The organism is Nitratireductor aestuarii (assembly GCF_014641695.1).
Classification (GTDB): Bacteria; Pseudomonadota; Alphaproteobacteria; order Rhizobiales; family Rhizobiaceae; genus Chelativorans; species Chelativorans aestuarii.
Genome location: NZ_BMIF01000004.1, coordinates 135,496 through 159,114 on the forward strand (window position 1 = coordinate 135,496; position 23,619 = coordinate 159,114).

Annotated in this window: 19 protein-coding genes; 13 read left to right on the forward strand and 6 right to left on the reverse strand. The window is 60.5% G+C overall.

Going from position 1 to position 23,619, the window contains the following annotated elements; all coding sequences use genetic code 11:
• Positions 1 to 4: 4 nt before the first annotated feature.
• Entirely contained in the window at positions 5 to 1,537 is a 1,533-nt protein-coding gene (locus tag IEX27_RS08465; protein ID WP_188720605.1) for an acyl-CoA carboxylase subunit beta, read from the reverse strand.
• A complete protein-coding gene (locus IEX27_RS08470) occupies positions 1,537 to 2,115 on the reverse strand; it encodes a biotin transporter BioY (protein WP_188720606.1) in 579 nt (192 codons plus the stop codon). Before IEX27_RS08470 ends, IEX27_RS08465 begins: the two co-directional genes overlap by 1 nt.
• A 125-nt stretch (positions 2,116 to 2,240) precedes the next feature.
• On the opposite strand from IEX27_RS08470, the gene IEX27_RS08475 reads away from it, so the two are divergent.
• Complete coding sequence (locus IEX27_RS08475; protein WP_188720607.1) at positions 2,241 to 3,653, forward strand: helix-turn-helix domain-containing protein; 1,413 nt, start codon at positions 2,241 to 2,243, stop codon at positions 3,651 to 3,653.
• A 1-nt stretch (position 3,654) separates the two neighbouring features.
• On the opposite strand, the gene IEX27_RS08480 is transcribed toward IEX27_RS08475, so the two are convergent.
• Complete coding sequence (locus tag IEX27_RS08480) at positions 3,655 to 4,062, reverse strand: RidA family protein (RefSeq protein ID WP_188720608.1); 408 nt, start codon at positions 4,060 to 4,062, stop codon at positions 3,655 to 3,657.
• Positions 4,063 to 4,377: 315 nt separating this feature from the next.
• Between IEX27_RS08480 and IEX27_RS08485 the strand changes: the two genes are divergently transcribed.
• The 4 genes from IEX27_RS08485 to IEX27_RS08500 all read left to right on the forward strand — a co-directional run bounded on the left by IEX27_RS08485 (position 4,378) and on the right by IEX27_RS08500 (position 8,300).
• Entirely contained in the window at positions 4,378 to 5,439 is a 1,062-nt protein-coding gene (locus IEX27_RS08485; RefSeq protein ID WP_188720775.1) for an AbrB family transcriptional regulator, read from the forward strand.
• A 144-nt stretch (positions 5,440 to 5,583) separates the two neighbouring features.
• On the forward strand, positions 5,584 to 6,609 hold the full coding sequence (locus IEX27_RS08490) for an ABC transporter substrate-binding protein (RefSeq protein WP_188720609.1): 1,026 nt from the start codon (positions 5,584 to 5,586) through the stop codon (positions 6,607 to 6,609).
• Positions 6,610 to 6,724: 115 nt separating this feature from the next.
• Positions 6,725 to 7,492, forward strand: coding sequence for an ABC transporter ATP-binding protein (locus IEX27_RS08495; protein ID WP_188720610.1), 768 nt, complete (start codon positions 6,725 to 6,727; stop codon positions 7,490 to 7,492).
• The gene (locus IEX27_RS08500; RefSeq protein ID WP_188720611.1) at positions 7,485 to 8,300 is read left to right on the forward strand and encodes an ABC transporter permease; all 816 of its coding nucleotides are present in this window, start codon (positions 7,485 to 7,487) and stop codon (positions 8,298 to 8,300) included. The genes IEX27_RS08495 and IEX27_RS08500 overlap by 8 nt, the downstream gene beginning before the upstream one ends.
• Here the strand turns inward: IEX27_RS08500 and IEX27_RS08505 are convergent.
• Positions 8,297 to 8,770 carry a hypothetical protein gene (locus IEX27_RS08505; RefSeq protein WP_188720612.1) on the reverse strand — a complete coding sequence of 158 codons (474 nt, stop codon included), beginning with the start codon at positions 8,768 to 8,770 and terminating at the stop codon, positions 8,297 to 8,299. The two genes, IEX27_RS08500 and IEX27_RS08505, sit on opposite strands and share 4 nt — an antisense overlap.
• 557 nt (positions 8,771 to 9,327) lie before the next feature.
• Between IEX27_RS08505 and IEX27_RS08510 the strand changes: the two genes are divergently transcribed.
• The 6 genes from IEX27_RS08510 to IEX27_RS08535 all read left to right on the forward strand — a co-directional run bounded on the left by IEX27_RS08510 (position 9,328) and on the right by IEX27_RS08535 (position 18,207).
• Positions 9,328 to 11,070, forward strand: a complete 1,743-nt coding sequence (locus tag IEX27_RS08510; protein ID WP_188720613.1) for a hypothetical protein — start codon at positions 9,328 to 9,330, stop codon at positions 11,068 to 11,070.
• A gap of 128 nt (positions 11,071 to 11,198) precedes the next feature.
• Positions 11,199 to 13,181, forward strand: a complete 1,983-nt coding sequence (locus IEX27_RS08515) for a hypothetical protein (protein WP_188720614.1) — start codon at positions 11,199 to 11,201, stop codon at positions 13,179 to 13,181.
• Positions 13,182 to 13,248: 67 nt separating this feature from the next.
• Positions 13,249 to 15,660 (forward strand): type I secretion system permease/ATPase, encoded by a 2,412-nt coding sequence (locus tag IEX27_RS08520; protein WP_244630292.1) that lies wholly within the window; start codon positions 13,249 to 13,251, stop codon positions 15,658 to 15,660.
• A 5-nt stretch (positions 15,661 to 15,665) separates the two neighbouring features.
• Positions 15,666 to 17,003, forward strand: coding sequence for an HlyD family type I secretion periplasmic adaptor subunit (locus IEX27_RS08525; RefSeq protein WP_188720615.1), 1,338 nt, complete (start codon positions 15,666 to 15,668; stop codon positions 17,001 to 17,003).
• Between the two features lie 160 nt (positions 17,004 to 17,163).
• Complete coding sequence (locus tag IEX27_RS08530; RefSeq protein WP_188720616.1) at positions 17,164 to 17,724, forward strand: permease; 561 nt, start codon at positions 17,164 to 17,166, stop codon at positions 17,722 to 17,724.
• Positions 17,725 to 17,742: 18 nt separating this feature from the next.
• A complete protein-coding gene (locus IEX27_RS08535; protein ID WP_188720617.1) occupies positions 17,743 to 18,207 on the forward strand; it encodes a hypothetical protein in 465 nt (154 codons plus the stop codon).
• A gap of 1 nt (position 18,208) precedes the next feature.
• On the opposite strand, the gene IEX27_RS08540 is transcribed toward IEX27_RS08535, so the two are convergent.
• Positions 18,209 to 18,658, reverse strand: a complete 450-nt coding sequence (locus tag IEX27_RS08540; protein ID WP_188720618.1) for an Lrp/AsnC family transcriptional regulator — start codon at positions 18,656 to 18,658, stop codon at positions 18,209 to 18,211.
• 148 nt (positions 18,659 to 18,806) lie between these two features.
• On the opposite strand from IEX27_RS08540, the gene IEX27_RS08545 reads away from it, so the two are divergent.
• Positions 18,807 to 20,060: a D-amino acid dehydrogenase gene (locus IEX27_RS08545; RefSeq protein WP_188720619.1), complete on the forward strand. Its 1,254-nt coding sequence runs from the start codon at positions 18,807 to 18,809 to the stop codon at positions 20,058 to 20,060.
• A gap of 66 nt (positions 20,061 to 20,126) precedes the next feature.
• Positions 20,127 to 20,981 carry a lytic transglycosylase domain-containing protein gene (locus IEX27_RS08550; protein WP_244630293.1) on the forward strand — a complete coding sequence of 285 codons (855 nt, stop codon included), beginning with the start codon at positions 20,127 to 20,129 and terminating at the stop codon, positions 20,979 to 20,981.
• Between the two features lie 39 nt (positions 20,982 to 21,020).
• Here the strand turns inward: IEX27_RS08550 and IEX27_RS08555 are convergent, their stop codons facing one another.
• A complete protein-coding gene (locus tag IEX27_RS08555) occupies positions 21,021 to 23,405 on the reverse strand; it encodes an Ig-like domain-containing protein (RefSeq protein ID WP_188720620.1) in 2,385 nt (794 codons plus the stop codon).
• Positions 23,406 to 23,619 lie beyond the last annotated feature (214 nt).

Below are 23,619 nucleotides of genomic sequence, written 5' to 3' on the forward strand. Positions count from 1 at the left end.
TAGCCTATAGCGGGATCGTGTCGTGTTTCTTCCAGGGGGTCTCGACGCGCTTGTTGCGCAGTGCCGCGAAGGCGCGCGCAATGCGACGGCGAGACGAATGCGGCATGATCACCTCGTCGATGAAGCCGCGTTCTGCTGCCTTGAACGGATTGGCGAAACGCTCCTCGTATTCGGCCGTGCGGGCCGCGATCTTTTCCGGATCGCCAAGCTCGGAACGGTAGAGGATTTCGGTCGCGCCCTTCGCGCCCATCACGGCGATTTCGGCGGTCGGCCAGGCATAGTTGATGTCCGCGCCGATGTGCTTCGACGCCATCACGTCATAGGCGCCGCCATAGGCCTTGCGGGTGATGAGGGTGACCATCGGCACCGTCGCCTGGCTGTAGGCGAAGAGCAGCTTCGCGCCGTGCTTGATCACGCCGCCGTATTCCTGCGCCGTGCCCGGCAGGAAGCCCGGAACGTCGACCAGGGTCAGGATCGGAATGTTGAAGGCATCGCAGAAGCGCACGAAACGGGCAGACTTGCGCGAGGAGTCGATGTCGAGACAGCCGGCGAGAACCATCGGCTGGTTTGCGACTACGCCCACCGTCTGGCCTTCCATGCGGATAAAGCCGGTGATGATGTTGCGGGCGTAAGCTTCCTGGATCTCGAAGAATTCGCCTTCGTCGGCCAGCGCGTGGATCAGCTCCTTCATGTCGTAGGGCTTGTTGGCGCTGTCCGGGATGAGCGTATCAAGCGCCATCTCGACGCGGGAAGGATCGTCGTAGAACGGACGGACCGGTGGCTCCGCGCGGTTGTTCAGCGGCAGGAAGTCGAAGAGACGGCGAACGCCTTCCAGAGCTTCGATGTCGTTGTCGTAGGCACCGTCTGCAACGGAGGACTTCTTGGTGTGGGTGGTTGCGCCGCCGAGTTCCTCCGCCGTGACGATCTCGTTGGTCACGGTCTTCACGACATCCGGACCGGTCACGAACATATAGGAGCTATCGCGGACCATGAAGATGAAGTCGGTCATGGCAGGCGAGTAGACGGCACCGCCTGCGCAGGGTCCCATGATGACGGAGATCTGCGGGATGACACCGGACGCATCGACGTTGCGCTTGAAGACATCGGCGTAGCCTGCGAGCGAGGCCACACCTTCCTGGATGCGCGCGCCGCCGGAATCGTTCAGGCCAATGACCGGAGCGCCATTGCGCATTGCCATGTCCATGATCTTGCAGATCTTCTGCGCATGGGTCTCGGAGAGCGAGCCACCCAGAACGGTGAAGTCCTGGCTGAAGACATAGACCTGACGGCCGTTGATGGTGCCCCAGCCGGTGACAACGCCATCGCCCGCGATCTTCTGTTCGGCCATGCCGAAGTCGGTCGCGCGGTGGGTGACGAACATATCGTATTCTTCGAAGCTGCCTTCGTCGAGCAGCACCTCAATACGCTCACGTGCCGTCAGCTTGCCCTTGGCATGCTGGGCGTCAATACGGCGCTTGCCGCCGCCAAGGCGCGCCTGGGCGCGCCGCTCCTCCAGTTGTTCCAGAACCGGGCGCATCAGATCTCCTCCCGCTTGGTGCGGATGCGGCTGCCTGCCACGAAGAGCAGAGCAGCCAGTGCCGCCTTCATTATGTCACCCGGAATAAAGGGAAACAGCCCCATAGCCAACAAAGGTTTGTCAAAGCCGACGACATAGCCGAGCCACAGCAGTCCTGCCGGGTAGAGGGCAGCACCTGCAACTAGCGCAGCCGCAACAGCCGACCAGAGGCTGCGCCCCGCCCCGCGATGGAAAAGCCAGCCCGCAACGTAGGCCTGGAGCACGAAGCCAATCAGGAAGCCGCCTGTGGGTCCGGCCATGTAGGCAAGGCCAATGCCCTGCTGGGGCGTGCCGGCGAAGACCGGAAGGCCGGCCGCGCCCTGTGCAAGGTAAGCCAGCACCGCTGCAGCGCCACGGACCGGTCCGAGGAACAGGCCGAGCGAAATGACGGCCAGCGTCTGCATCGACATCGGGACGGGGAAGAACGGCACTGCAACCTTGGCCGAGAGCGTCAGCAGCAGCGAACCGGCCAGGATGGCAACGAGCTCACCTCCGGCGGTGCGGCTGCGCGGGCCAATTACGTTTTCGTAGAGGGTCATTTGCATTCCATCACAGCAAAGAAACGTCACTTTCGGTGATAGATGCGACTGAAAAAAAGTGTAGCCATGAAAGTGTGCAAATGTATATATTCGAAAGTTGCTAAACGTAAATTGCGAAAATGCAAATGTCCTACGGCAAGCTCTTCATCGGTCGGAAAGTGCGGGAACTGCGTGAGGCCAATCGCGCCACACAGGCGGCGTTTGCCGAACGCCTTGGTATCTCAACCAGCTATCTGAACCAGATCGAAAACAACCAGCGGCCTGTGTCAGCTGCGGTTTTGCTCGCTCTTGCTGAAAAGTTCCAGATCGAGATCGGGTCCCTTGCGTCGGGCGACGACGACCGGTTGCTCTCGGCGCTTGTGGAGACCCTGGCCGATCCGATCTTCGACGGCTATTCGCCGAGCCTGCAGGAGCTGAAGCTTGTCGTGCAGAATGCTCCCGGCTTTGCGCATTCGCTGATCGCCAGCCATCAGGCCTACCGGCGTACGAGCGAGCAGCTGGCGAGTTTCGACAACCAGCTCGGACGCTCCAGCGCCCTGTCGGAGCCGACCGCCTTCGAGGAAGTGCGCGATTTCTTCCATTTCGTGGACAACTACATCCACGATCTGGACGTGGCGGCTGAAAAGCTCGCCGCGCAACTCGACCTGCCGGAACGCAATGCCGAAGCTGCCATCGCGGAATATCTGGAGCAGACGCACAATGTCCGCATCATGCGCGCCCCGCCCGGCAACGACCTCTTGAGACGCTTCGATCCGGCTTCGCGCGTGCTGTTCCTGAATTCCTATTCGCCGCCCGCGACCCGCACCTTCCAGATGGCCTACCAGATCGCGGCACTGGAGCAGCAGGCGGATATCCAGCGCATCATCACCAATGCCGATTTCCGCACACATGAAGCGTCGGAGATCTGCAAGATAGGCCTGCAGAACTATTTTGCCGGAGCGCTGATCCTGCCGTATCAGACGTTCATGGCATCAGCGAAGGAGCTGCGACACGACCTTGAGCTGCTGTCGACCCGGTTTGGAGCAAGCCTCGAGCAGGTGTCGCACCGTCTTTCGACCTTGCAGCGGCCCGGCATGAAGGGCGTGCCGGTGTTCTTCGCGACCCTCGACCGGGCGGGAAACATCACCAAGCGGCACAGTGCGGCGAGGTTGCAGTTTGCACGATTTGGTGCGGCCTGCCCGCTCTGGAATGCGCATCAGGCATTCGAGGCCCCGGGGCGCATCATCCGGCAGCTGGCCGAGACCCCGGATGGCGTACGCTATCTCTCCATTGCTACGGAAGTCAGCAAGAGCGTGGGCGGCTATAAGGCTCCACACCGGCGCTATGCCATCGCGCTCGGCTGCGAGATCTCCTACGCGAAGGATTTCGTCTATGCGGACGGGCTCGACCTTGCGAACCGGGATGTATTCGAGCCGATCGGCATTTCCTGCCGTATCTGCGAGCGGACCAACTGCCCACAGCGCGCCGTGCCCCCGCTGAAGGCAAAGCTGTCGTTCCACCCGCTCAGCCGGTCGATCCAGCCATATATCATCCCGTAGGTCAGGTGCGCTTGGCCGCCACAACTTCCACTTCCACCTTGAACTCCTCGCGGGTGAAGCCCGAGACGATCATCAGGGTGGAGGCCGGTGCAGGCTTGCCAAACAAACGGTCGCGGACCGTCATGTAGGGCTGCATGTAGGCGCGGTCGGTGACGTAGGCGTTGATACGAACAACGTCCTTCAGGCTCATGCCGGCGGCCTTCAGGATGGATTCGACGTTCTTGAAGCAGAGTTCAGCCTGCGCGCCCGCATCCTGCGGAACCTCGGCATCCTTGCCGATGCCGAGCTGGCCCGAACAGAAAACCATGTCCGATCCTGCCTTCACCACCACGCCATGGCTATAGGAGGCGAAGGGCGGCGGCATGTCGTCCGGCAGGAGATAGGTGAGGTTCGTCGATTGTTCGGTCATGTGTTCGGCCCCTGGGTTTTGCCCTGTGATGGAAGATCATTCGACCGCCGTCAAGAACCGCACCCGCTCGAGGTGATGCAACCAGGAAGAACAGCCTTGCGTAACATGCATAACACATTTCCGGCGAAGCCCTTGCTCCGGCTGGTGGAGCCGACTAGTGGGTTTGTTCTCTTTGCAACAAAGGAACAGAACCCTCTGGGGATTTGTTGGCCGTCGCGTCGTCCGCACCCCTAAACCACTCGATTCCGCCGTTGCTCGTACCTATTGTGCGTTGCCTCTCCCAGGCACACCAAAGTCGCAGAAAGCCTGATCGTGATGCGGAAGCCCCTGGAACTCGATGGAAAGAAGCGCCTCGCCTTAAGCGTCGCGATCGCGGCCGTGGGCGTGCTGGTCTTCGAGGTTCTCGGACTTCCCCTGCCCTTCCTGTTCGGGCCGATGGCCGCCTGCCTGATCGCCGCCCTCTCCGGCGTGCCCCTGAAGGAGCCGAAGCCCTTCAGCGTCGCCTCGCGCTGCATCCTTGGCGTCGCCGTTGGTGCCAGCATCACGCCTGCCCTGCTTGCCCAGGTTCCGGCAATGACAGGAACCGTCGTGCTGGTGCCCATCTATGTCATCGTCATCGGGCTCGTGGGTGTGCCGTTCTTCACCCGGGTGTTCGGCTACGACCGGGCGACGGCCTATTTCGCCTCCATGCCCGGAGGACTGCAGGATATGGTGTATTTCGGCGCGGAAGCAGGCGGAAAGCCCCGCACGATTTCGCTCGTCCAGGCATCGCGGCTGCTCATCATCACCACGACCGTTCCGATCCTGCTGTCGCAGGTCTACGGCGTCACCTTCAGCCGTTCCATCGGCACGCATATCTGGGAAATGCCGGTCCTTGAGCTGCTCATCATGGCGCTCGCAGCCCTTGGTGGGTGGTGGATTGCCGTAAAGCTCAGGCTTTTCGGCCCGGCCCTGTTCGGCCCGTTCCTGCTCTCTGCCATCCTCTCGCTGGTAGGTATTCTGCATTTTCGCCCGCCCGCAGAAGCCATTCTGTTCGCCCAATTCTTCGTCGGGATCGGGGTTGGCGTTCACTATGTCGGAACCACCCTGCGCGAGCTGCGCCACGACGTGCTTGCAGGCATCTTCTTCGCACTCCTGCTCGCTGTCCTCGCCACGATCTTCACCGTCATCGCCCATCTGGTCGGCGGTGCACCGACCATCGAGTCATTCCTGTCCTTTGCTCCCGGCGGGCAGGCCGAGATGGCGGTAGTGGCGCTGGTGACCGGTGCGGACCTTGGCTTCGTGGTCGTGCATCACGTGGTGCGGCTGGTGACCGTGGTGGCCGGCGCTCCGTTCGTGGGCGGACGCCTTTTTCCCCGTCTATCTGAGAAAGAGTAGTTCCGTTCAAAGGGATAGTGGGATAGTCGCTGAACATGTAAAGCAGGCTGCCGGCAATGGGCATAGCGTTCAACGCCCGTTGGCACTAGAACTATGTGAGATACTAATCGACAGCCTCAAAGGTCGAGATCGGGAGAAACGGGAATGACGAACTTCACGCTCAATCGCAGACATATCCTCGCCGGCATGGGCGCGGCTGGCGCGGTGGCCGCCTTCGGCCGCCCGGCCTTCGCCAACACCAAGGTAAACCTGGGTGTGACGCGGCTTGCCAGCCATGCTCCGAGCTATCTCGCTTTCGAGCGCGGGTACTTCAAGGATGAAGGTCTGGATGTCGAGCTGAAGTTCTTCGAGGCAGCGCAGCCGATGGCCGTTGCCATCGCCTCCGGCGATGCCGACTACGGTGTCACCGCCATGAGCGGCGGTCTCGTGAGCCTCGCCGAGAAGGGTGCGGTCAAGGTCATCGGCGGCGCCCTCGCCGAAGAAAAGGGCGTGGTCGGCAACCTGCTGCTCGCCTCGACCAAGGCTTATGACGCAGGGCTTACTTCAGCTGACAAGCTGGGTGGCCATTCCTTCGGCATCACCACGGCCGGCTCGTCCTTCCACTACATGATCCACAAGATCGCGCAGGCCAACAACATCCCGCTGTCGGAGATCACGCTGCGTCCGCTGCAGAAGCTCGGCGCCGTCGTCGGCGCGCTCAGCACGGGCCAGATCGACGCCTGGACCATCCAGGCCAATGTCGCCAACAAGCTTCTTGCATCGGGCGCTGCCAAGCAGATCGGCGTCGTGTCCGACTACATCCCGACCTATCAGGTGACCACGGTCTTCACCTCGACCAAGAACGCCGGCGACCGCGCCAAGACGGAAGCCTTCCTGCGCGCCTATTCGAAGGCAATCGACGACTACAACGCGGCCTTCGTCGACAAGACGGCTGGCGCTGACGAGGTGGATGCCATCGCCGCCATCATGCACAAGTACATCGACATGGACGCTCCGGCCGAAGAGGCGAAAGAGACGCTCATCAGCGGCGCGATGCGCGTCAACAAGAACTGCGCGCTTGCCCTCAGCTCGGTTGAAGACCAGCTCAACTGGTTCAAGTCCGAAGGCATGGTGAACAAGGACATCAACAACGAGATCCTGTTCGACACCTCCTACGTCGAGATCATCTGACGCCTGCCAATCAAGGGAGGCGCGGAACCGTCCAGCGCCTCCCGAGGATCAACCTGCATTCGCCTGAAGTGAATGCACATCCGGACACCGGCCTCATGGGCCGGTGAAGCGTATCATGGAACTGCTCCTGAAGAACGTCCAGCATCACTATGGTCCCGTTGAGGTCCTCAGCGATATCACGCTGCGGATTCCGCAGGGCGAGATCGTGTGCATCATCGGACCTTCAGGATGCGGAAAATCGACCCTGCTGCGATTTATGGGCGGGCTGGAGCGGCCCTCAGGCGGATCGGTCCTGCAGATCGGCGAGGCGCCGGCGAGTTCGCTCAATCCGCTTACCTATATCTTCCAGCATTTTGCACTGCTGCCATGGCGCACGGTGGAAGGAAACATCCGCCTCGTGCTTGAGGACCACAAGCTTCCGGCGTCTCAGATGGAAGAGATCGTCACCGACGTTCTTGCCCGCACAAGGCTCTCGGACTTCCGGACTGCCCTGCCGAAGCAGCTTTCCGGCGGCATGCGCCAGCGCGTGGCAATTGCGCGTGCGCTTGCGGTCAGCCCTGCCGTGATGCTGATGGACGAGCCGCTTTCCGCGCTCGACAGCCAGACCCGCGAACTTCTGATGGAAGACCTCGTGTCGCTGTGGACCCGCCAGCCTTTCACCGCCGTCTATGTGACGCATAACTTGGAAGAGGCCGTGCGGCTCGGCCACAAGATCGTGGTGCTGTCGCGGCGTCCGGGGAAGATCCGCGAGATCGTTGAGATCGACAAGCCGCTTGCCCAACGCAGCAACGGTGATCCCGACCTCGACGAGAAGCAAAGCCGTCTCTGGAACCTCATGCGCGACGAAGCCATGGCCGCAGACCTGGAGCTGATCGATGACTGACATCACCGCCACTTCCGATACGACAGCGCGCCCGGTCAAGTTTCGCGGCGGCGGGTTTGCGCCGCAGAAGGTGCGCTTCGTCGGTCCGCTGGTCTTCGTCGTGCTGATTGCCCTTGCCGAACTCGGCACGCGGATGGGCTTCATCTCGAACCTGACTTTGCCCCGTCCATCGGCCGTTCTGGAAACCTTCGTCCAGCTCTACCAGACGGGGCTCCTATGGGAGCACCTGATCCCCTCGATGCAGCGTCTGGTGATCGGCGCTTCACTGGGTGCAAGCGTCGGCATCGCACTCGGCGTGATGATCGGCCTCTTCAGCCTCGCCCGCGCCGGCATGGTGCCGCTGATCGCCGCCCTCTTCCCGATCCCCAAGATCGCGCTGCTGCCGCTCTTCGTCATCTGGTTCGGCATCGACGAAATGTCAAAGTACATGCTGATCGCCTTCGGGACCTTCACGCCGACCGTCGTCGCCACCTATGGCGCGGTGGACAACGTCGATCGCAGCCTTATCCGCATGGGCCAGAGCTTCGGGCTTTCGTGGTGGTCGATCGTACGCAAGATCGTGATGCCCGGCGCATTCCCCGGCATCCTGTCCGGCCTGCGCGTCTCGATCTCGATCGCCATCATCCTGCTCGTTGCGGCGGAGATGCTGGGCGCTCAGTATGGCGTGGGCGCATATATCCTCGAAGCCGGTTCGCTCTACAATCTGGAGCGCCTGTTTGCCGGCGTGACCATTCTCTCGGTGCTCGGCCTGCTGGTCAGCTGGCTGATCGGCATGATCGAGAACCGCTTCCTCGGATGGCGTACTTAAACCGGGAAATTGTGCGTCCGCGCGATTTCCCAAATCTGCTTGTTGATGGCGGTGATGGACCGGATGCTTTTCCGGATCCTGGCAATTTCCTTGTCGTCCAGGCTTTCGACCTTTCCGTACTTGATCTCTTCCTTGTCGTCGAAGATGCGCATCAGCTGGGTCGCGCCACGGCCGCTGTCGGGGTCGAAGGAATAGATGCAGTGATTGAACTTGTTGCGAAGAGCTGACTCCTTCGACAGGCTCTTCATCAGATCCAGCACCTGATCGCGCAGTTCCGGATCGGTCTTGGGCATCTTGGCCAACCGCTCCACCAGATCGACGCGCGCGCGCGTCGTGTTGAGCGTCAGGAAAATAACGATCGCCGTTTCCTTGTCCACACGGGCAAGGCCGCCAATCAGATAGATCAGCAGGCTTTCGGTGTTGGTCCACGTATAGTTGAGCTGGCCGACGAGCAGCAGAATGTTCTGCATCGCAGTGGACGCAAGGGATCGCGAAGGCCGAGAACTCCCGTTCTCATTGTCAGTCGTTAGCGCTTGCGAGCTCATAGAGACATCCTACCCCCGATATCTGAAAGATACTCCTGACGCAGGGCCGCGCAAATCAGCTGAAAGTGGTAGGCGGCACCTCCCCTCAACCTAAATGAGGTGCGTTCTGAACGCGTAGTCACCAATGTCGTGGTTACCGGCCTTAGCGCTACTCCCAAGTGCGATCTTACGATCAGGCGCTTCTGCCGACACACTCACCCCCTGAAGATCAGGTCTCTGACCGGCTGCGGATACTGCCCATTGGTGTGCTGGGGCAAGCAACGGGGAGCCGTGAGCAGATCGCAGCATTCGACCTTGGATCTTCAGTCAATCGGACAGAGGAGGAGCTGACCATCAAGCACGAGCACAACCCGAACAGGTGCACCCCCAATCCAGCGGGATAGCGCCAAGCATAACAGAAACAGCTACCGCTACAGTGAAGATCTCAAAGGAGATGAATTGAGGTCAAGCCGTAGCGGTTCTTAGCCAGAGGTTATGGAACCATGGGTGGTAAGTCCAAGAATCGTGATAACTACGATCACAAGAACAACTACGGCGATCCGTCTCAGGAACAGGATCAGACCCAAGATCAAACTCAAAATCAGGATCAAAACCAGTCTAGTACTTCTGAATCTGCTTCCGCAGGTCTCGGTGCTGGCCTGGGTGCAGGTCTTGGTATTGGCGCAGGCATTGGCCTTGCCGGTGCAGGTGCGGGCGCCGTTTCAGGCGCCGGTGCCGGAGCTTCCGCTGAGAGCTCAAGCGTTGGCCTGAACGCCAATGGAAACTTCAATGCGAACGGCAATTTCAATGCCAACGCAAACCTGAACGCCACTGCGGTCACGGTTGACGTCGGCATCGATCTCACCGGCTATGAACCGTCGGATGACGACTTTGCCGACATCGATCTCACCGACTCGACCATCGAGCAGATGTTCAACGTGAACTTTGAGAATGTTCTCAATGGTTCGTTGAACGGTCAGGGAAATGACGTCGGTAACGCGATCAACCAGATCGCCAACATGTCCGACGATGACTACCTGGAGAACGCAGAGGTCCGCAATGACGACGCGTTCAATCAGGACTTCAACGTCAATGGCGGCATGGCCTTCGCATCTGACGGCATCGATGCCGGTGGTAGCGGTGGCAGCGGTGGCAGCGGTGCTGACGCAAGCGGCGGCGCTGCGCTGAACCTCGGTACGGCGACCAGCGGCGATGCAGCCGGCGGAGCAGGCACTGGCGGACCAGCCACCAGCACGGGCTTCGGCGGTCTCGGCGGCACTGGTGCGGCGAACGGCGGCTTTGGTGGTGGCAGCAGCGCCACTTCCGGAACAGCCAATGGCGGTACGGCCGACGCAGGACGCGGTGAAGGCGCTGGCGGTGGCGCCGGCGGCACCGGCCTGGGTCTCGGTCTGGGTCTCGGCCTTGGCCTTGGCGCCGGACTTGCATTGGCAGGCGCTGGCGGTGAAGGCGGCAACTCCGATCCCTCGAACGGCGGCGACGGCGGCGATAGCGGCGACGGTACGGGCGGCGATGCCTCCGGTACTGGCGATGGCGGCGGCGCAATCGGTCTCGGCCTCGGCCTGATCGCTGATCAGGACTTCCCGATCAATGCCGGCGACGGTGGCGGTAACGGTAACTCTGCCGGAAGCGGTGCTTCTGGTGGCGCAGGCGCCGGCGGCGCAGGCGGCGCCAACACGGCTGGATACGGCGGCGCCGGCGGCGGTGCTACCGGAAGTGGCAGCGGTACCGGCATGGGCCAGGGCAACGGCGCAGGCACTGGCGGTGACGGCGGCGCAGGCGGCTCCGGCTTTGGCGGTGCAGCTACGGTTGGCGACGCCATCAGCGGCGCAGCTGCCTCGATTGGCGGCAACGGCGGCGATGCAGCTGCAGTTGGCGGCGCTGCTGGCGATGGGCTGAGTGGCGCATGGTCAACCGGCGTCGGTGGCACCGCACTGTCTGGCTGGGCAGCGAGCGGCGACGCCATCGGTGGCGCAGGCGGTCTTGCAAGCACCGGCATGGGCGGTGCTGGCGGCGACGGCGGTATCTGGGGATCGAACAACGGCGATGACGGCTTCGTCAACGGCTACAGCACGGCAAGCGCCGATGCGATCGTCGATACGAGCGCCTTCAATCAGGAAATCGTCATGGGTGCGAACCTGATGCAGAACGCAGTCGACATGACCATCGTCGGCGGCGACCTGACAAGCACAGTCGTAGGCGAAGACGGGGACGACGGCACAGCCTGATCCTGATGCCTCACTGCTGCTGAAAACATGCAAGCATCAACAAGGAATTGCGCGGGCAACCGCGCAATTCCCGTGCAAATGACAACGATAAAAATCAGCGGGAAACACCGCTTGGGAGGACGTTGGCCATGCTTTTGGACAAAACGTCGGAAGCGATTGCGCATTTCATAGGCCTGTTCGGAACTATCGTGGAAGACGCTCGCGAGCGGACTGCTTACGACGAGTTTATCGCTTCCCAAACACGGCCAGACACCGAAACCCTGCCAGAAGTCTCAGCCGAGTTTCATCACGACCATCAGCTCGTGGATTTCGTACCCGGCGTGAAATGGCAGCCCTCATCCATCAATATCGTCAAGGGTGACGTGCCCTTCCTGCCGTACCAGAACATCAAGGTCGATCTGGGACCGCAAAACCTGCAGGTCTCTCATACCATGATGATGAAGGCGGCGGTCATGTCGAGTGGCGCCGGCGTGATACTGCCGGAGATCCCGACAGTCGGATCCGTCGCCAACTACGTCAACCAGATGATCGGCCTGTCCGACGACGACAATTTCAACGTTGGCGGAAGCGGGCTGGAGTTCAGCCCCGACGCGATCGGCGATGCACCGGTGCTGCAGCTGGCAGCCGAGGCCAGCGAATTCCTGTTCCAGGCCGGGCCCGACATTCCGGGCAATGCAGAGGCGCTGAAGGACTTTTCGGACGCGCTGATCGACTATATCGAAGCGCAAGATCCGGAGACCGCACCTGAGGGTGTGTTCGTCGCCAAGGGTATCTCGATCGAAGGTATCTTTGTAAACGGCGAGCTCGTCGAAGAGGCGCCGAACCTCGACGACTATTTCTCGTTCAAGGACCGGTTGGACGCAGTTCCAAGCATTGACGACGAATTGCCCAACAATGCCGTTGTGACCGACGATGGAATCGCCGTTGTCGATCAATCGGTCACGGTGGAAATGGCCCAGAACACGCTGGTAAACAGCGCCGTGGTGAACAGTCTGTGGACCGGCGGCGTGGTGATGGCCGTGCTAGGCGACCATACCGAGCTCAATGTCATCTCGCAGGTCAACGCCTACGCGGATCAGGATTCCGTCAGCGGCCTGCTCGATAGCTGGGCCACTTCGGGCAAAAGCACCGAGACATTCAACATCGCTCATTTCGACCGGACGGACCCAGGCGAAGGGACCAGCGGCACAGCTACCGGATCCTTCCCGTCAAACTGGGTCGTGACCGAAGTGGAAGGCGATCTGCTGATCGTCAACTGGCTGCAGCAGATTACCTTCATGACCGACAATGACATCGGCATCGCTTCGTCTTCCGGCGTCACCAGCATGATCTATTCCGGGCAGAACACCGGCGTAAACACCATCGATATCTACGAGCTGGGCTTTGCCTACGATCTCATCGTGATTGGCGGTTCTGTCTACGATATCAATGTGATCCAGCAGATGAACGTCCTCTACGACAACGACATGATCGGTGCGGTGGACGGTTTCCATACCTCGGGATCAGGACAGTACGACACGTCCGGCAACCTGCTGTGGAATGAGGCGTATATCCATAATATCGGCGGCCAATACGAGGCGATGTCGGACGACTACCGCGAGGCCGTCACGGGCATGACCAATGGCGACCATTCGGTCAACGCTCTGGCGTCCGACCCGGCCTTTGCGGGTTCCGGGCCGCTGCGCGTGCTCTACATCGACGGTGACATGATCAACGTCCAGTATATCCGCCAGACGAACATGCTCGGCGATGCGGATCAGCTGGCGCTCGCCATGCACAAATCCGGAATGTTCGAGAATAGCGACTGGACCATCTCGACGGGCAACAACGCGCTCGTCAATCTTGCCGCGATCAACGACCTGGATTCACTCGGCACGACCTATGTCGGCGGCAATCAATACTCGCAAGAGCTGCTTGTGCAGGCAGATATCATCAGCACGTCGCCCGAGGGCGTCGGCTGGCAGAATGCGGACGCGCTCGTCAACGAGGCCGTGGCCTTCCTGAGCGACGCTCTTGAGGATAGCACCGCGCGAGACACCGTCATCGGAACTCCTAACGACATCATTCCCTACGATCAGCACGGCGATGGGGTGCAAAGCATGCTGGGCTAAGCCGGTGCGTTTCCGAACGCATCGGGACGATTGCATGATTGCAGACTGATCTCCAAGAGGCGCAAAAATGTCGGAAAAGAGTATCGACGCCAGTAATATGCGTGGTGCACAGAATGGTGTTTCGAAGGCATCGGGACAGTCGCTCACGGATGCTCTGAAGGCCATCGAGCCGGAGATCGAGCAGGAGCTGGCAAGCCTAGACAGCGCATTGAGCGAGCTGCAGGATGCGGCGACGGTTGACCGCATCAGCATGGCCGCGAAGCGCATTCCGCCGATGGTTGCACGACCTCAATCAGCTGCGCAAACGCAAGCAGTTCGACAACCGGCCCCAGCACCAGTCGTCTCCCTTAACCCCAAAGCCAGCCCAACTGTCAGCGCCACTCCCGCAAAACCCGCCGCAGCCGCCCGCCCGGCCTCCGCACAGATGGCTGCGGTAGCTGACAAGCAACAGGTGCGGACAGAGCCCCCTCCCCAAGCGCAGCCAACGCCAGCGGCAAAGCCTGCCTTCACAATCGTGGAGCCAGTGAAAGCCGAGGCGGCACCGGTCCGGCCTGTTCATGAGGCAGAGCCGGTAGGACCCGCAGCACGAACTGAGCCGGTCGAGACGAAACGGCAGGTGAAAGGTCTTGTCACCATTGACGGCGACAATGGGCCAATTCCGGCACGGCCCAAACCGGTCCCCGCCAATGGAGGCGGTGGCGGCAGTGACGGTGGTGGTCCTGCCACCAAGGCAGCCTTCCACCAGCGTCTGACTCCGGTGGAGTTCACCGCAAGCCTCAAGACGGCCGTGAAGACGATCCGGCACAATCTGGCAATCGTGATGTTGTTCACCATCGCCTGTAACGTGCTGGTCCTGGCGATCCCGATCTATCTGTTCCAGATATCCGATCGCGTGCTGACGAGCCGCTCGCTCGATACGCTGATCATGCTCACAATCGTCATCGTCGGCGCCATCTTCCTGCAGGCGGCCTTTGACGCCGTGCGGCGCATGATCCTGATGCGGACGGCCGTCGAATTCGCAGCCCAGCTGGGCGCCCCGGTGCTCAGTGCTGCAGCGCGCGCCTCGCTCCACAGCAACGGCAAGGAATACCAGACGCTCGGAGACCTGCAGCAGGTTCGCTCGTTCCTCGTGTCGCGCACCCTGCTCTCTTTCCTCGATGCGCCGATGGCGCCGCTCTTCGTTGTGGCCGTGTTCCTGATCCACCCGCATCTCGGCTGGCTCGTGGTGCTGACCGGCGTCATTCTGCTGGTGGTGACGCTCCTAAACCAGCGCGCCACCGCAAAGCCGTTTGGGGAGGCGAATACGGCGCAGGTCAAGGCGAACCTGCACCTCGATTCCATGTCGCGAAACTCGCAGATCATCAATGCGCTGGCAATGATCCCGGAGGCTGTCGGCATCTGGGGCAAGGATACGGCGAATTCGCTGACACAGCAGGTGTTGGCGCAGGATCGAAACGTGCTGTTCGCCTCCATCTCCAAGGCCGCCCGCCTGCTCACCCAGGTGGCGATGCTTGGATGGGGCGCCTATCTCGCCATCGAAGGCGAGATCACCGGCGGCATGGTCATCGCATCATCGATCATCGGCGGGCGGGCGCTTGCCCCGATTGAGGGCGCGATCGAGGGCTGGAACCAGTTCAGCCAATCGCGCGCGGCCTATAATCGCGTGGCGAACCTGCTTACGTCTTCGCCGTTGAACTTCGAGCGGCTGAAGTTGCCGAAGCCCGAAGGCAGGCTGGACGTGGAGCGGCTGCTCTATGTTCCGCAGGGAACCAAGCGCGTGGTGCTCAACGGCGTGACATTCGCACTGAAGCCGGGCGAGTCGCTTGCCATCATCGGCAATTCCGGTGCGGGCAAAACGACGCTCGGCAAGATGCTGGTGGGCTCCATCCTGCCCACGTCCGGCAACGTGCGGCTGGACCTGATGGACCTGCGCAACTGGGATCACCGCCAGTTCGGCGAAAACATCGGCTATCTGCCGCAGGACGTGCAGCTCTTCCCCGGCACCATCAAGGCGAACATCGCCCGTATGCGGCCTGACGCGACGGACGCGGAGATCTACGAGGCTGCAAAGCTTGCCGACGTCCACGAGATGATTGCCAACCTTCCGCATGGCTATGAAACGGTGGTTGCTTCGGACGGCTCGCCGCTCTCCGGCGGTCAGAAGCAGCGCATCGCGCTTGCCCGCGCCTTCTTCGGAAGCCCGCGTTTCGTCGTGCTGGACGAACCGAACTCAAACCTCGACAGCGCAGGCGACATGGCGCTGATGCGAGCACTCGGCCACGCGAAGAAGAACAACATCACCGTCGTGACCATTACCCAGCGGCCGTCGCTCCTGCAGCAGGTCGACAAGGTGCTGCTGCTGGTCAACGGCACCGTCGCCCTCTTTGGCGCACGCAACGAGGTGATGCAGGCACTGGCGAACCGCGGCATGCCGCTTGATGCCGGTACCGGCTCCTTCGGCCATCAACAGATCGAGTGAATGCGATGTCTGACCTGACTCAAGCCACTGCAAGTGACTGGTATGCGGATGTGCCCCGTTCCATCCGCAAGCCGACCCTGATCGGAATGGCGCTCCTCGTGTTCTGCTTCGGTGGGTTCGGCCTTTGGGCGTTCAGCGCGCCGCTGGCAGCCGCGGTCATATCGCAGGGGCGCTTCGTCGCCACCGGTCAGAACAAGATCGTCCAGCACTATGAAGGCGGTATCATCCAGCACATCCTCGCCCGCGAAGGCGACCAGGTGGAGGCGGACCAGCCTCTGATCAAGCTCGACGAAACCGCAGCACGTGCCCGGCAGAAGCAGCTCTACCTGCGGCGTGTGCGGCTTGAAACCGTGGAAGCACGGCTCAAGGCGCAGATCTCCGATGCAGCCACGTTCGAAGTGCCCGCTTCCATCGCTGCAGTCATGAGCGATCCGGAAATAGCGGCCATGGTCGAGTCCCAGCAACTCGCGTTCCAGGTGTGGCGCGAAAAGCTCAACAACGAGACGAGCATGCTGGAGCAGAGCATCAGGTCGCTGGAGTTCCGGGCAAACGGCTATGCCCAGCATGAGAAGTCGATGCGGGACCAGCTCGAGCTCTTCAACAAGGAGCTGGAAGGCAAACAGAGCCTGTTGAAGCGTGGCCTGCTGCGGGCGACCGAAGTGATGGCCTTGCAGCGGGCAATCGCTCAGGCGCTCGGGCAACTCGGCCAGCTCGGCGCGCAGGTTTCGGAAACCCAGGCGCAGATCGTGCGCTATCAGCGCGAGATCGAGCAGGCCAAGGGCGTTCAGCGGGAAGCCGCCCTCAGCGAGTTGCAGCAGGTGCAGGGCGAACTCGACACCGTGCGCGAGCAGGAATACGAGGCGAACAGCGTGCTGCGCCGCGCCACCATCGACGCGCCGGTGGCCGGTACGGTCGTACGCTCCTACTATCATACCGCCGGAGGCGTCATCGAGAGCGGCAAGGCTATCATGGAGATCCTGCCGGCCGACGTGCCGCTGATCATCGAAACGCAGATCAAGCGGACGGAGATCGACAATGTGCGCGTCGGTCAGGCTGCCAGCGTGCGCCTCGTGGCGCTCAACCAACGCACCACGCCAGTGCTGAATGGCAAGGTGTTCTATGTTTCAGCGGATGCGCTGCCGGCAGCACAGACGGCGCCCGGTCAGGAATTCTATGTCGCGCGCATCGAGCTTCCCGCCTCAGAGTTGAGCCGCGTCCATGGCTTCCATCCGACGCCCGGCATGCCTGCAGAGGTGCTGATCCAGACGGCGGAACGCACGTTCTTCAGCTATCTCGTGAAGCCTGTAATGGATTCCATGTCCCGCGCGTTTACCGAGCAATAGCCGTCGCGCAGATATTGGTCAGCGGCAGTACTGTTGCCGTTGACCACCGTAAGCTTTGAGAATAGACCAGCCTCCGAGTTTGGTGACGGGAGGCGCTGATACATGACGCTAAGACGACCCTTCAATGGAACGGCTTCTCCGTCCGGGTTGCAGGCGTCAGATGTCGAATAGGAAAACGGATTTCAAACTCATCGACGGCGGCTTCAACTTCCTGGCCGCGATCTGCCTCATCAGTGGTCTTTTCGTTTTCTGGTTTTACGGCCTCCCCGGCGTTCTCTCAGCCCTACGGACTGCAGCTGGCGACTCCCTCTTCATCATCCCGCTCATTGCTCTCGGCGTTACCATCGGCGCTCTTCTGACATCGCTGGTGCCAAACGAGATCGTTGCCCGCCATCTCGGACGACAGGCGGGGTTCAGAGCGATCGTACTTTCGAGCGTCATCGGATCGATCATGCCGGGCGGCCCGTTTGTGGCATTTCCGATCATCGTTGCCCTGGGCGGAGCAGGCGCCAGCGTCGGCTCGCTGATCGCTTTTCTCACCGCATGGTCGGCGGTCGGCGTGCACCGGCTGCTGGTCTGGGAAATCCCGTTTATGGGCGCTGAGTTCGGCACGCTCCGTTTCGTCTGCAGCATCCCGATCCCGATCATTGCGGGGGTCGTGGCCAACAAGCTTTCCGACAACGTCCGGGCGCTTCGCATGGATTGGGAGAAGCGACATTGACCTCGTCGGTAGCATTTCGTGATCCTTCTGGCTATCACGATCGCGCGCCAGCCGCAGGAACTGCCGAAGGTATTCCGGCGGGCGCGTTCGCAGCTCGTCGTGTTCGGCGTCCGCCTGCCGCTCGCGATCCTGTCGGCCGCCTTCATCTCGATGCTGGTGCCGCCTGACGCGGTGGTGCCCTATGTGGGACCGGAAAGCGGGTTTATCGGTATTCTCGCCGCCGTGGCATTCGGGGCGGTGATCCCCGGCGGGCCAATCCTCACCTTTCCTCTCGCGCTGGTCGTATGGCGGTCGGGCGCAGGACAGGCGCAGATGATTGCGCTGCTTGCTTCGTGGTCCGTCTTTGCTGTCCACCGCATCATCAGTTACGAACTGCCGATGCTGGGCCCCCGCTTCGTCGCGCTAAAGCTCACCTCGTCCGGATGGCTACCGATCATTGCGGGACTGATCGCCATGGGTGTGCTCGCGCTCTGGCCGCAGTAGGTCAGTTCGACCGCGACAGAACATTCCGGATCGAAAAGTTCGATTGCACGCGTGAGACACCGGGGAGAAGCGCAAGCTCCCTGTGAATCGCCTCAAAATCCGCCGCGTTCGCCACGTTTACACGCAGGAGATAGTCGGCTCCTCCCGTCATCAGATAGCACTCGCGGATCTCGCTATGCTTGCGGACCGCAGCTTCAAAACGGCTGAAATACTCCTCCGTCTGCCGTTCCAGCGTAATCTGGATGATGACGGCAATGCTCTTGTTCTCTGCGGGATCGTTCACAAGTGCCGTGTAGCCACGGATGACCCCGTCGCGCTCGAGCATGCCGACGCGTCGGAGGCAGGCCGAGGGGGAGAGGCCCACCTCGGCGGCGAGCTCCGCGTTTGTAATGCGTGCATTGCGTTTGAGTACGCGCAGGATGTGGCGGTCGACACCGTCCAATGATCTCACGAAAGATTCCGCCTTATTTTCGCAGGATTGACTATGTAACGCGGGATTATAGCATCATGTGCGGCTCATTGGTGGGAAATTTCGAAGCCTCTGCACTATCTCTAGGGTATGCAGCAATTGCCAGTCTTCAGCTAGAGCCAAGGCTATCATGAAGGTCATCGTACTCGGCGCCGGAGTTATCGGAACCACTACAGCCTACTACCTCGCGAAAGCGGGCCATCAGGTCACCGTTCTCGAACGCCAGCAGGGGCCGGCGTTGGAGACGAGCTTCGCCAATGCGGGCCAGATCTCACCCGGATATTCCTCGCCCTGGGCAGCGCCTGATGTTCCGAAGAAGGTAGTCAAGTGGCTGCTGATGAAGCGTTCTCCACTCATCATTCAGCCTGGCGCGGCGATTGCGGCGACGCCCTGGCTGCTGGCCCTGCTCGCCAACTGCACCCCGGACCGTTACGCCGTGAACAAGGGGCGTATGGTCCGGCTTGCCGAATACAGCCGCGACTGCCTGCGCGATCTTCGTGATGAGACTTGCATTGCATATGACCACCGTACGCGCGGCACGCTGCAGGTCTTCCGCAACACCAAGCAGGTCGATGGTGTCGCCAAGGACATAGAGGTCCTCAGGGCGGACGGCGTGCCCTTTGAACTCCTGGACAGGGACGGCTGCGTTGCAGTCGAACCGGGGCTGTCTGGTTCGCGCGACAAGATCGTCGGCGGATTGCGGCTTCCTCACGACGAGACCGGCGATTGCTTCAAGTTCACCAACGCGCTTGCCGAGCTCGCAAAGGGGCTGGGCGTGACCTTCCACGCTGGCATGGAGATCAAGGGACTTACCCTCGAAAGCTCCAAGGTGCGGTCGGTCCTCACCTCGGCGGGCGAGTTTGAGGCTGACATGTTCGTCGCCGCACTCGGCAGCTACACACCGAAGATGCTGAAAAGCCTCGGCCTGCGCATCCCCGTCGCACCGGTAAAGGGCTACTCCATCACCGCGCCCATCAAGGATGAGGCCCGCGCCCCGGTTTCCACCGTCATGGACGAGACCTACAAGATCGCCATCACACGGCTAGGCGACCGCATCCGTGTCGGCGGTATGGCGGAAATCGCAGGCTTCAATTTCGACCTTCCGCAGAGCCGCCGGGACACGCTGGAATTTTCCGTCGACGATCTCTTCACCGGCGCGGGCGATCTGCCCGAAGCTAAATTCTGGACCGGATTGCGGCCCATGACGCCGGACTCGACGCCGATCGTCGGACCAACCCGCTACGGGAACCTCTACCTGAACACTGGTCACGGAACGCTTGGCTGGACGATGGCCTGCGGTTCTGGCCGCGTTCTCGCTGACATGATCAGCGGCGTCAAACCGGCAATCGAGACAGAAGACCTGGCGCTTTCCCGCTACGCGTGATCATTGTCATTTGACATCAACGCACCAGGCAATCCATCCTTCCAGACCGGATAAGATGGATGCCCGATGCACGCATTGTCGATCGCAACAATGAAAGCGCTATGTCTTGGCAGCTGTCTGGCCATCGGCCTCGGCCTGGTGGCGGCCAAAGCCGAAACGACCAAGGGTGAGCACGTAAGTCGCGTCTGCAGCCTGATCCATCAGGCGAGCACCAGCAACGGACTGCCGCCCGACTTCCTTGCACGGCTGATCTGGAAGGAAAGCCTGTTCGATCCCAATGCGGTGAGCCCCAAAGGCGCGGAGGGCATTGCGCAGTTCATGCCCGGCACCGCGAAACTGCGTGGGCTTGCCGACGCCTTCGATATGGAGCAGGCACTTGCTGCGTCCGCCAACTATCTGGCCGAGTTGAAGAAAAAGTTCGGCAACCTCGGGCTTGCGGCGGCTGCGTATAACGCCGGCGAGGCGCGGGTTCAGCGCTGGATCAACACTGGCGGTTTTCTGCCGCTCGAAACTGAAAACTACGTGCTGCACATACTAGGGCGCCCGGCAGACAACTTCATCGGAAGCGGCGTGAGCGACGAAGTGCCTCCGCTCCATCCGGAAAAGCCGTTTCAGGAGGCTTGTGTTCTGTTGCCGGTGATGGCGGCCAGCATCGCGCCCATGGCGCGCATCCATACAAAGCCATGGGGCATCCAGGTGGCGGGCCACTTCAGGCGAGACGTGGCGATCCGCATGTGGGAAAGGGCAAAACGGAGAGTCCGCGCGCTGCAATCAGCCGAGCCGGTCGTCAGCCAGATGCGGGCAGGCCGTCGCCGGCCGATCTACGCGGTGCGGATTGGCGCCAATACACGCAAGGAAGCAGACCAGACCTGCCAGAGCATCCGCAGCAGCGGCGGCTCGTGCATCGTGCTCAAGAACTGAAGGAGGCGGCCGGGAGACTTCTCCCCCGGCCGGATGAACTTAGTGGAGGAATGGGGGAATGTCTTCGAGTGCGGGCATGAGATCATCGGGGCTGAAAGCGTCCAAGATGCCCGACGTGAAATTCACAAACGCCTCCGTCTCCCCAGCAGACTCATCCAGCACAGGCGTCTCGGCACCCTCATCTACAACGGTTTCCACCCCGCCCTGCAGGAAGTCATCCGACAGCTTTATTTCCTCAGAAGAATACGGATTGTACGTGGCTAATACCTCCGGCTTGAAAGACGGTTCTGTAGCCATTGCTGTGAAGGTAGCAATCGGGACGGCTTCAACAACAATATCGTGATACTCGACAGAAGCACCATCCTCTGCCCTGACGTCTGCCGCGTGATCGCTCTCTGCTACTGTCGGCGTATCCTGCCTATCCGTAGCTTCCTCGCCTGCAACGGGCTCATTACCTGACGTCTCCTCCGCCACTACTTCCGAAGGCGTGGCGTCAGAAGAAGGGGTGTCGTCCGTTGGAAGAATCCTAGCGGTGGTGTCTGGGGTAGCTTCTTTGACTGCTTCAGCAGCATTCGTTTCGCCGTCTGCCGCAATTACGCTCTCCGCAGCTGCCGGCGTATCCTGCCCATCCGTAGCTTCCTTGCCTGCACCGGGCTCATTACCTGGCGTCTCCTCCGCCACTACTTCCGAAGGCGTGGCGTCAGAAGAAGGGGTGTCGTCCGTTGGAAGAATCCTAGCGGTGGCATCTGGGGTAGCTTCTTTGACTGCTTCATAAGCATTCGTTTCGCCGTCTGCCGCGTTAATGCTCTCTGCTACTGTCGGCGTATCCTGCCTATCCGCAGCTTCCTTGCCTACAACGGGCTCATTACCCGACGTCTCCTCCGCCACTTCTTCCGAAGACGCGGAATTAGAAGAAGGGGTGCCGTCCGTTGGAAGAATGGGAGCGACGGTAACTGGGGTAGCTTCTTCGACTGCTTCAGCAGCATTCGTTTCGCCGTCTGCCGCAATTACGCTCTCAGCTACTATCGGCGTATCCTGCCCATCCGTAGCTTCCTTGCCTGTCCCGAGGTTATCGGCCGGAACTTCCTTCGTTGCTTCCTCAGGAACAGGGTCAACAGAAGGCGCATTGCCGGTTGGAAGGATGTGTTCGATGATGTTACCCGCTAGCACTGCATCGACATCGCCAGCAGTATTCGTGCCGCCTTCTGCCGAAGCATCAGTCGCATCGTTAACCACGCGACCTTCTACCTCGTTCTTTCCGTCCCCAGCTTCTTCAGTTGCCGCGGGTTCATTAACAGGAACATTCGTCAAAGGAGCTTGGTCTACATCGCCAGCAGCATTCTTAGTGTCATCGGTCGCAACATCATTCACGCCGGTCTCGCCGGCATCAGCTGTCTCGTCCAGCCTCACTGACAGATACTTTTTCGAAGGATTTTCAGATGTATCGAAAATGACGACCGTCAACTGCTGGGCTTGTGTCAGTTTTTCGCTGATCTCTACGCGAAAGTTGCCGTCATCATCTGCCGTGTTAATGCCGACGAGATCCCTCGCCACGAACACCTCTACGAAAACCCCGGCTTCTGCCTTTCCGCGCACCGTGTTATCTTCAGGATAATACTCTGGCTCGCCATGGAATAACGGCGCCTGGCTGTCGTGGGCCATCCGCTTATCTTCGCTGACATTGCATGCCATGTCCGTTGCCTCGAGATAGACAGTCTCTCCATTGCGGAGCTGCTCATCCATTTCAAAGAACACGCGGCCCTGTTCATCAGCCTCCGCGGAGCCTAGTACCTCATCCTCCGCGCAGTCCGCTCTCCGGCATGCAGTGACCGTAGCGCGCGGTTCTGTGGCGCCGTAGACAGACCAGCCATCAGGAGAGACGTGGATCCCGGTGAGGTCCGGCGGCGTTACATCCAAAGAAGCCGCGTCGGAGCGATTGTTCATGGCATCATATGCATGCACCGTAATCTTAGCGGGCTCGAATTCGCTCGGGAGGGCGAGTGCGAAACCACCCTTTTCATCCGCGATAGCATCAGCAACAATTTTCTTTCCCATTATCGCCCTCACCGACTGACCCGGCTCGGCACCATCACCAATGATCCAGTCACCATCAATGCTCAAATTCTGTACCGGTGGTGGAGGTGTGAAGTCAGGAGCAGTGATGTCGTGTGAGTAGAAGCTCTGGCCTTCAGGTGGTTCGACGGTAAAGTGGAGGGTCTCCCCATTTGTCTGAGCTGATTTCAGAGGGAAGGTGAATTCAGCATGAGCAGGGATTGTACCCTCACAAAGACTTACGCCATCCTTGCCCATCAATTTTACAAGAAGTCCCGGCTTACCAGCGCCCAAAAGATGGGTACCATCGCCCGAGATTCTCACATTCCATCGGATGGCATCGCTCCACGTTCCACGAATACTTTCCGGCATCAATCAACCTCGTTAAGATGAAAATTATATCTAAAATTTATGTTGTGAGATTCGTGTGAGCACACTCGACGCAACCCACGCGACGAGTTTAACAAATGGCGGAACAGTCGATATTGAAATCTTTTCAGCATCTGCAGAAAAAAGATTTCTGCTTTTCAAGCAACATATTAGAATCAGTTATGTTGCATATTATATACTTTATAGTTGATTGTGG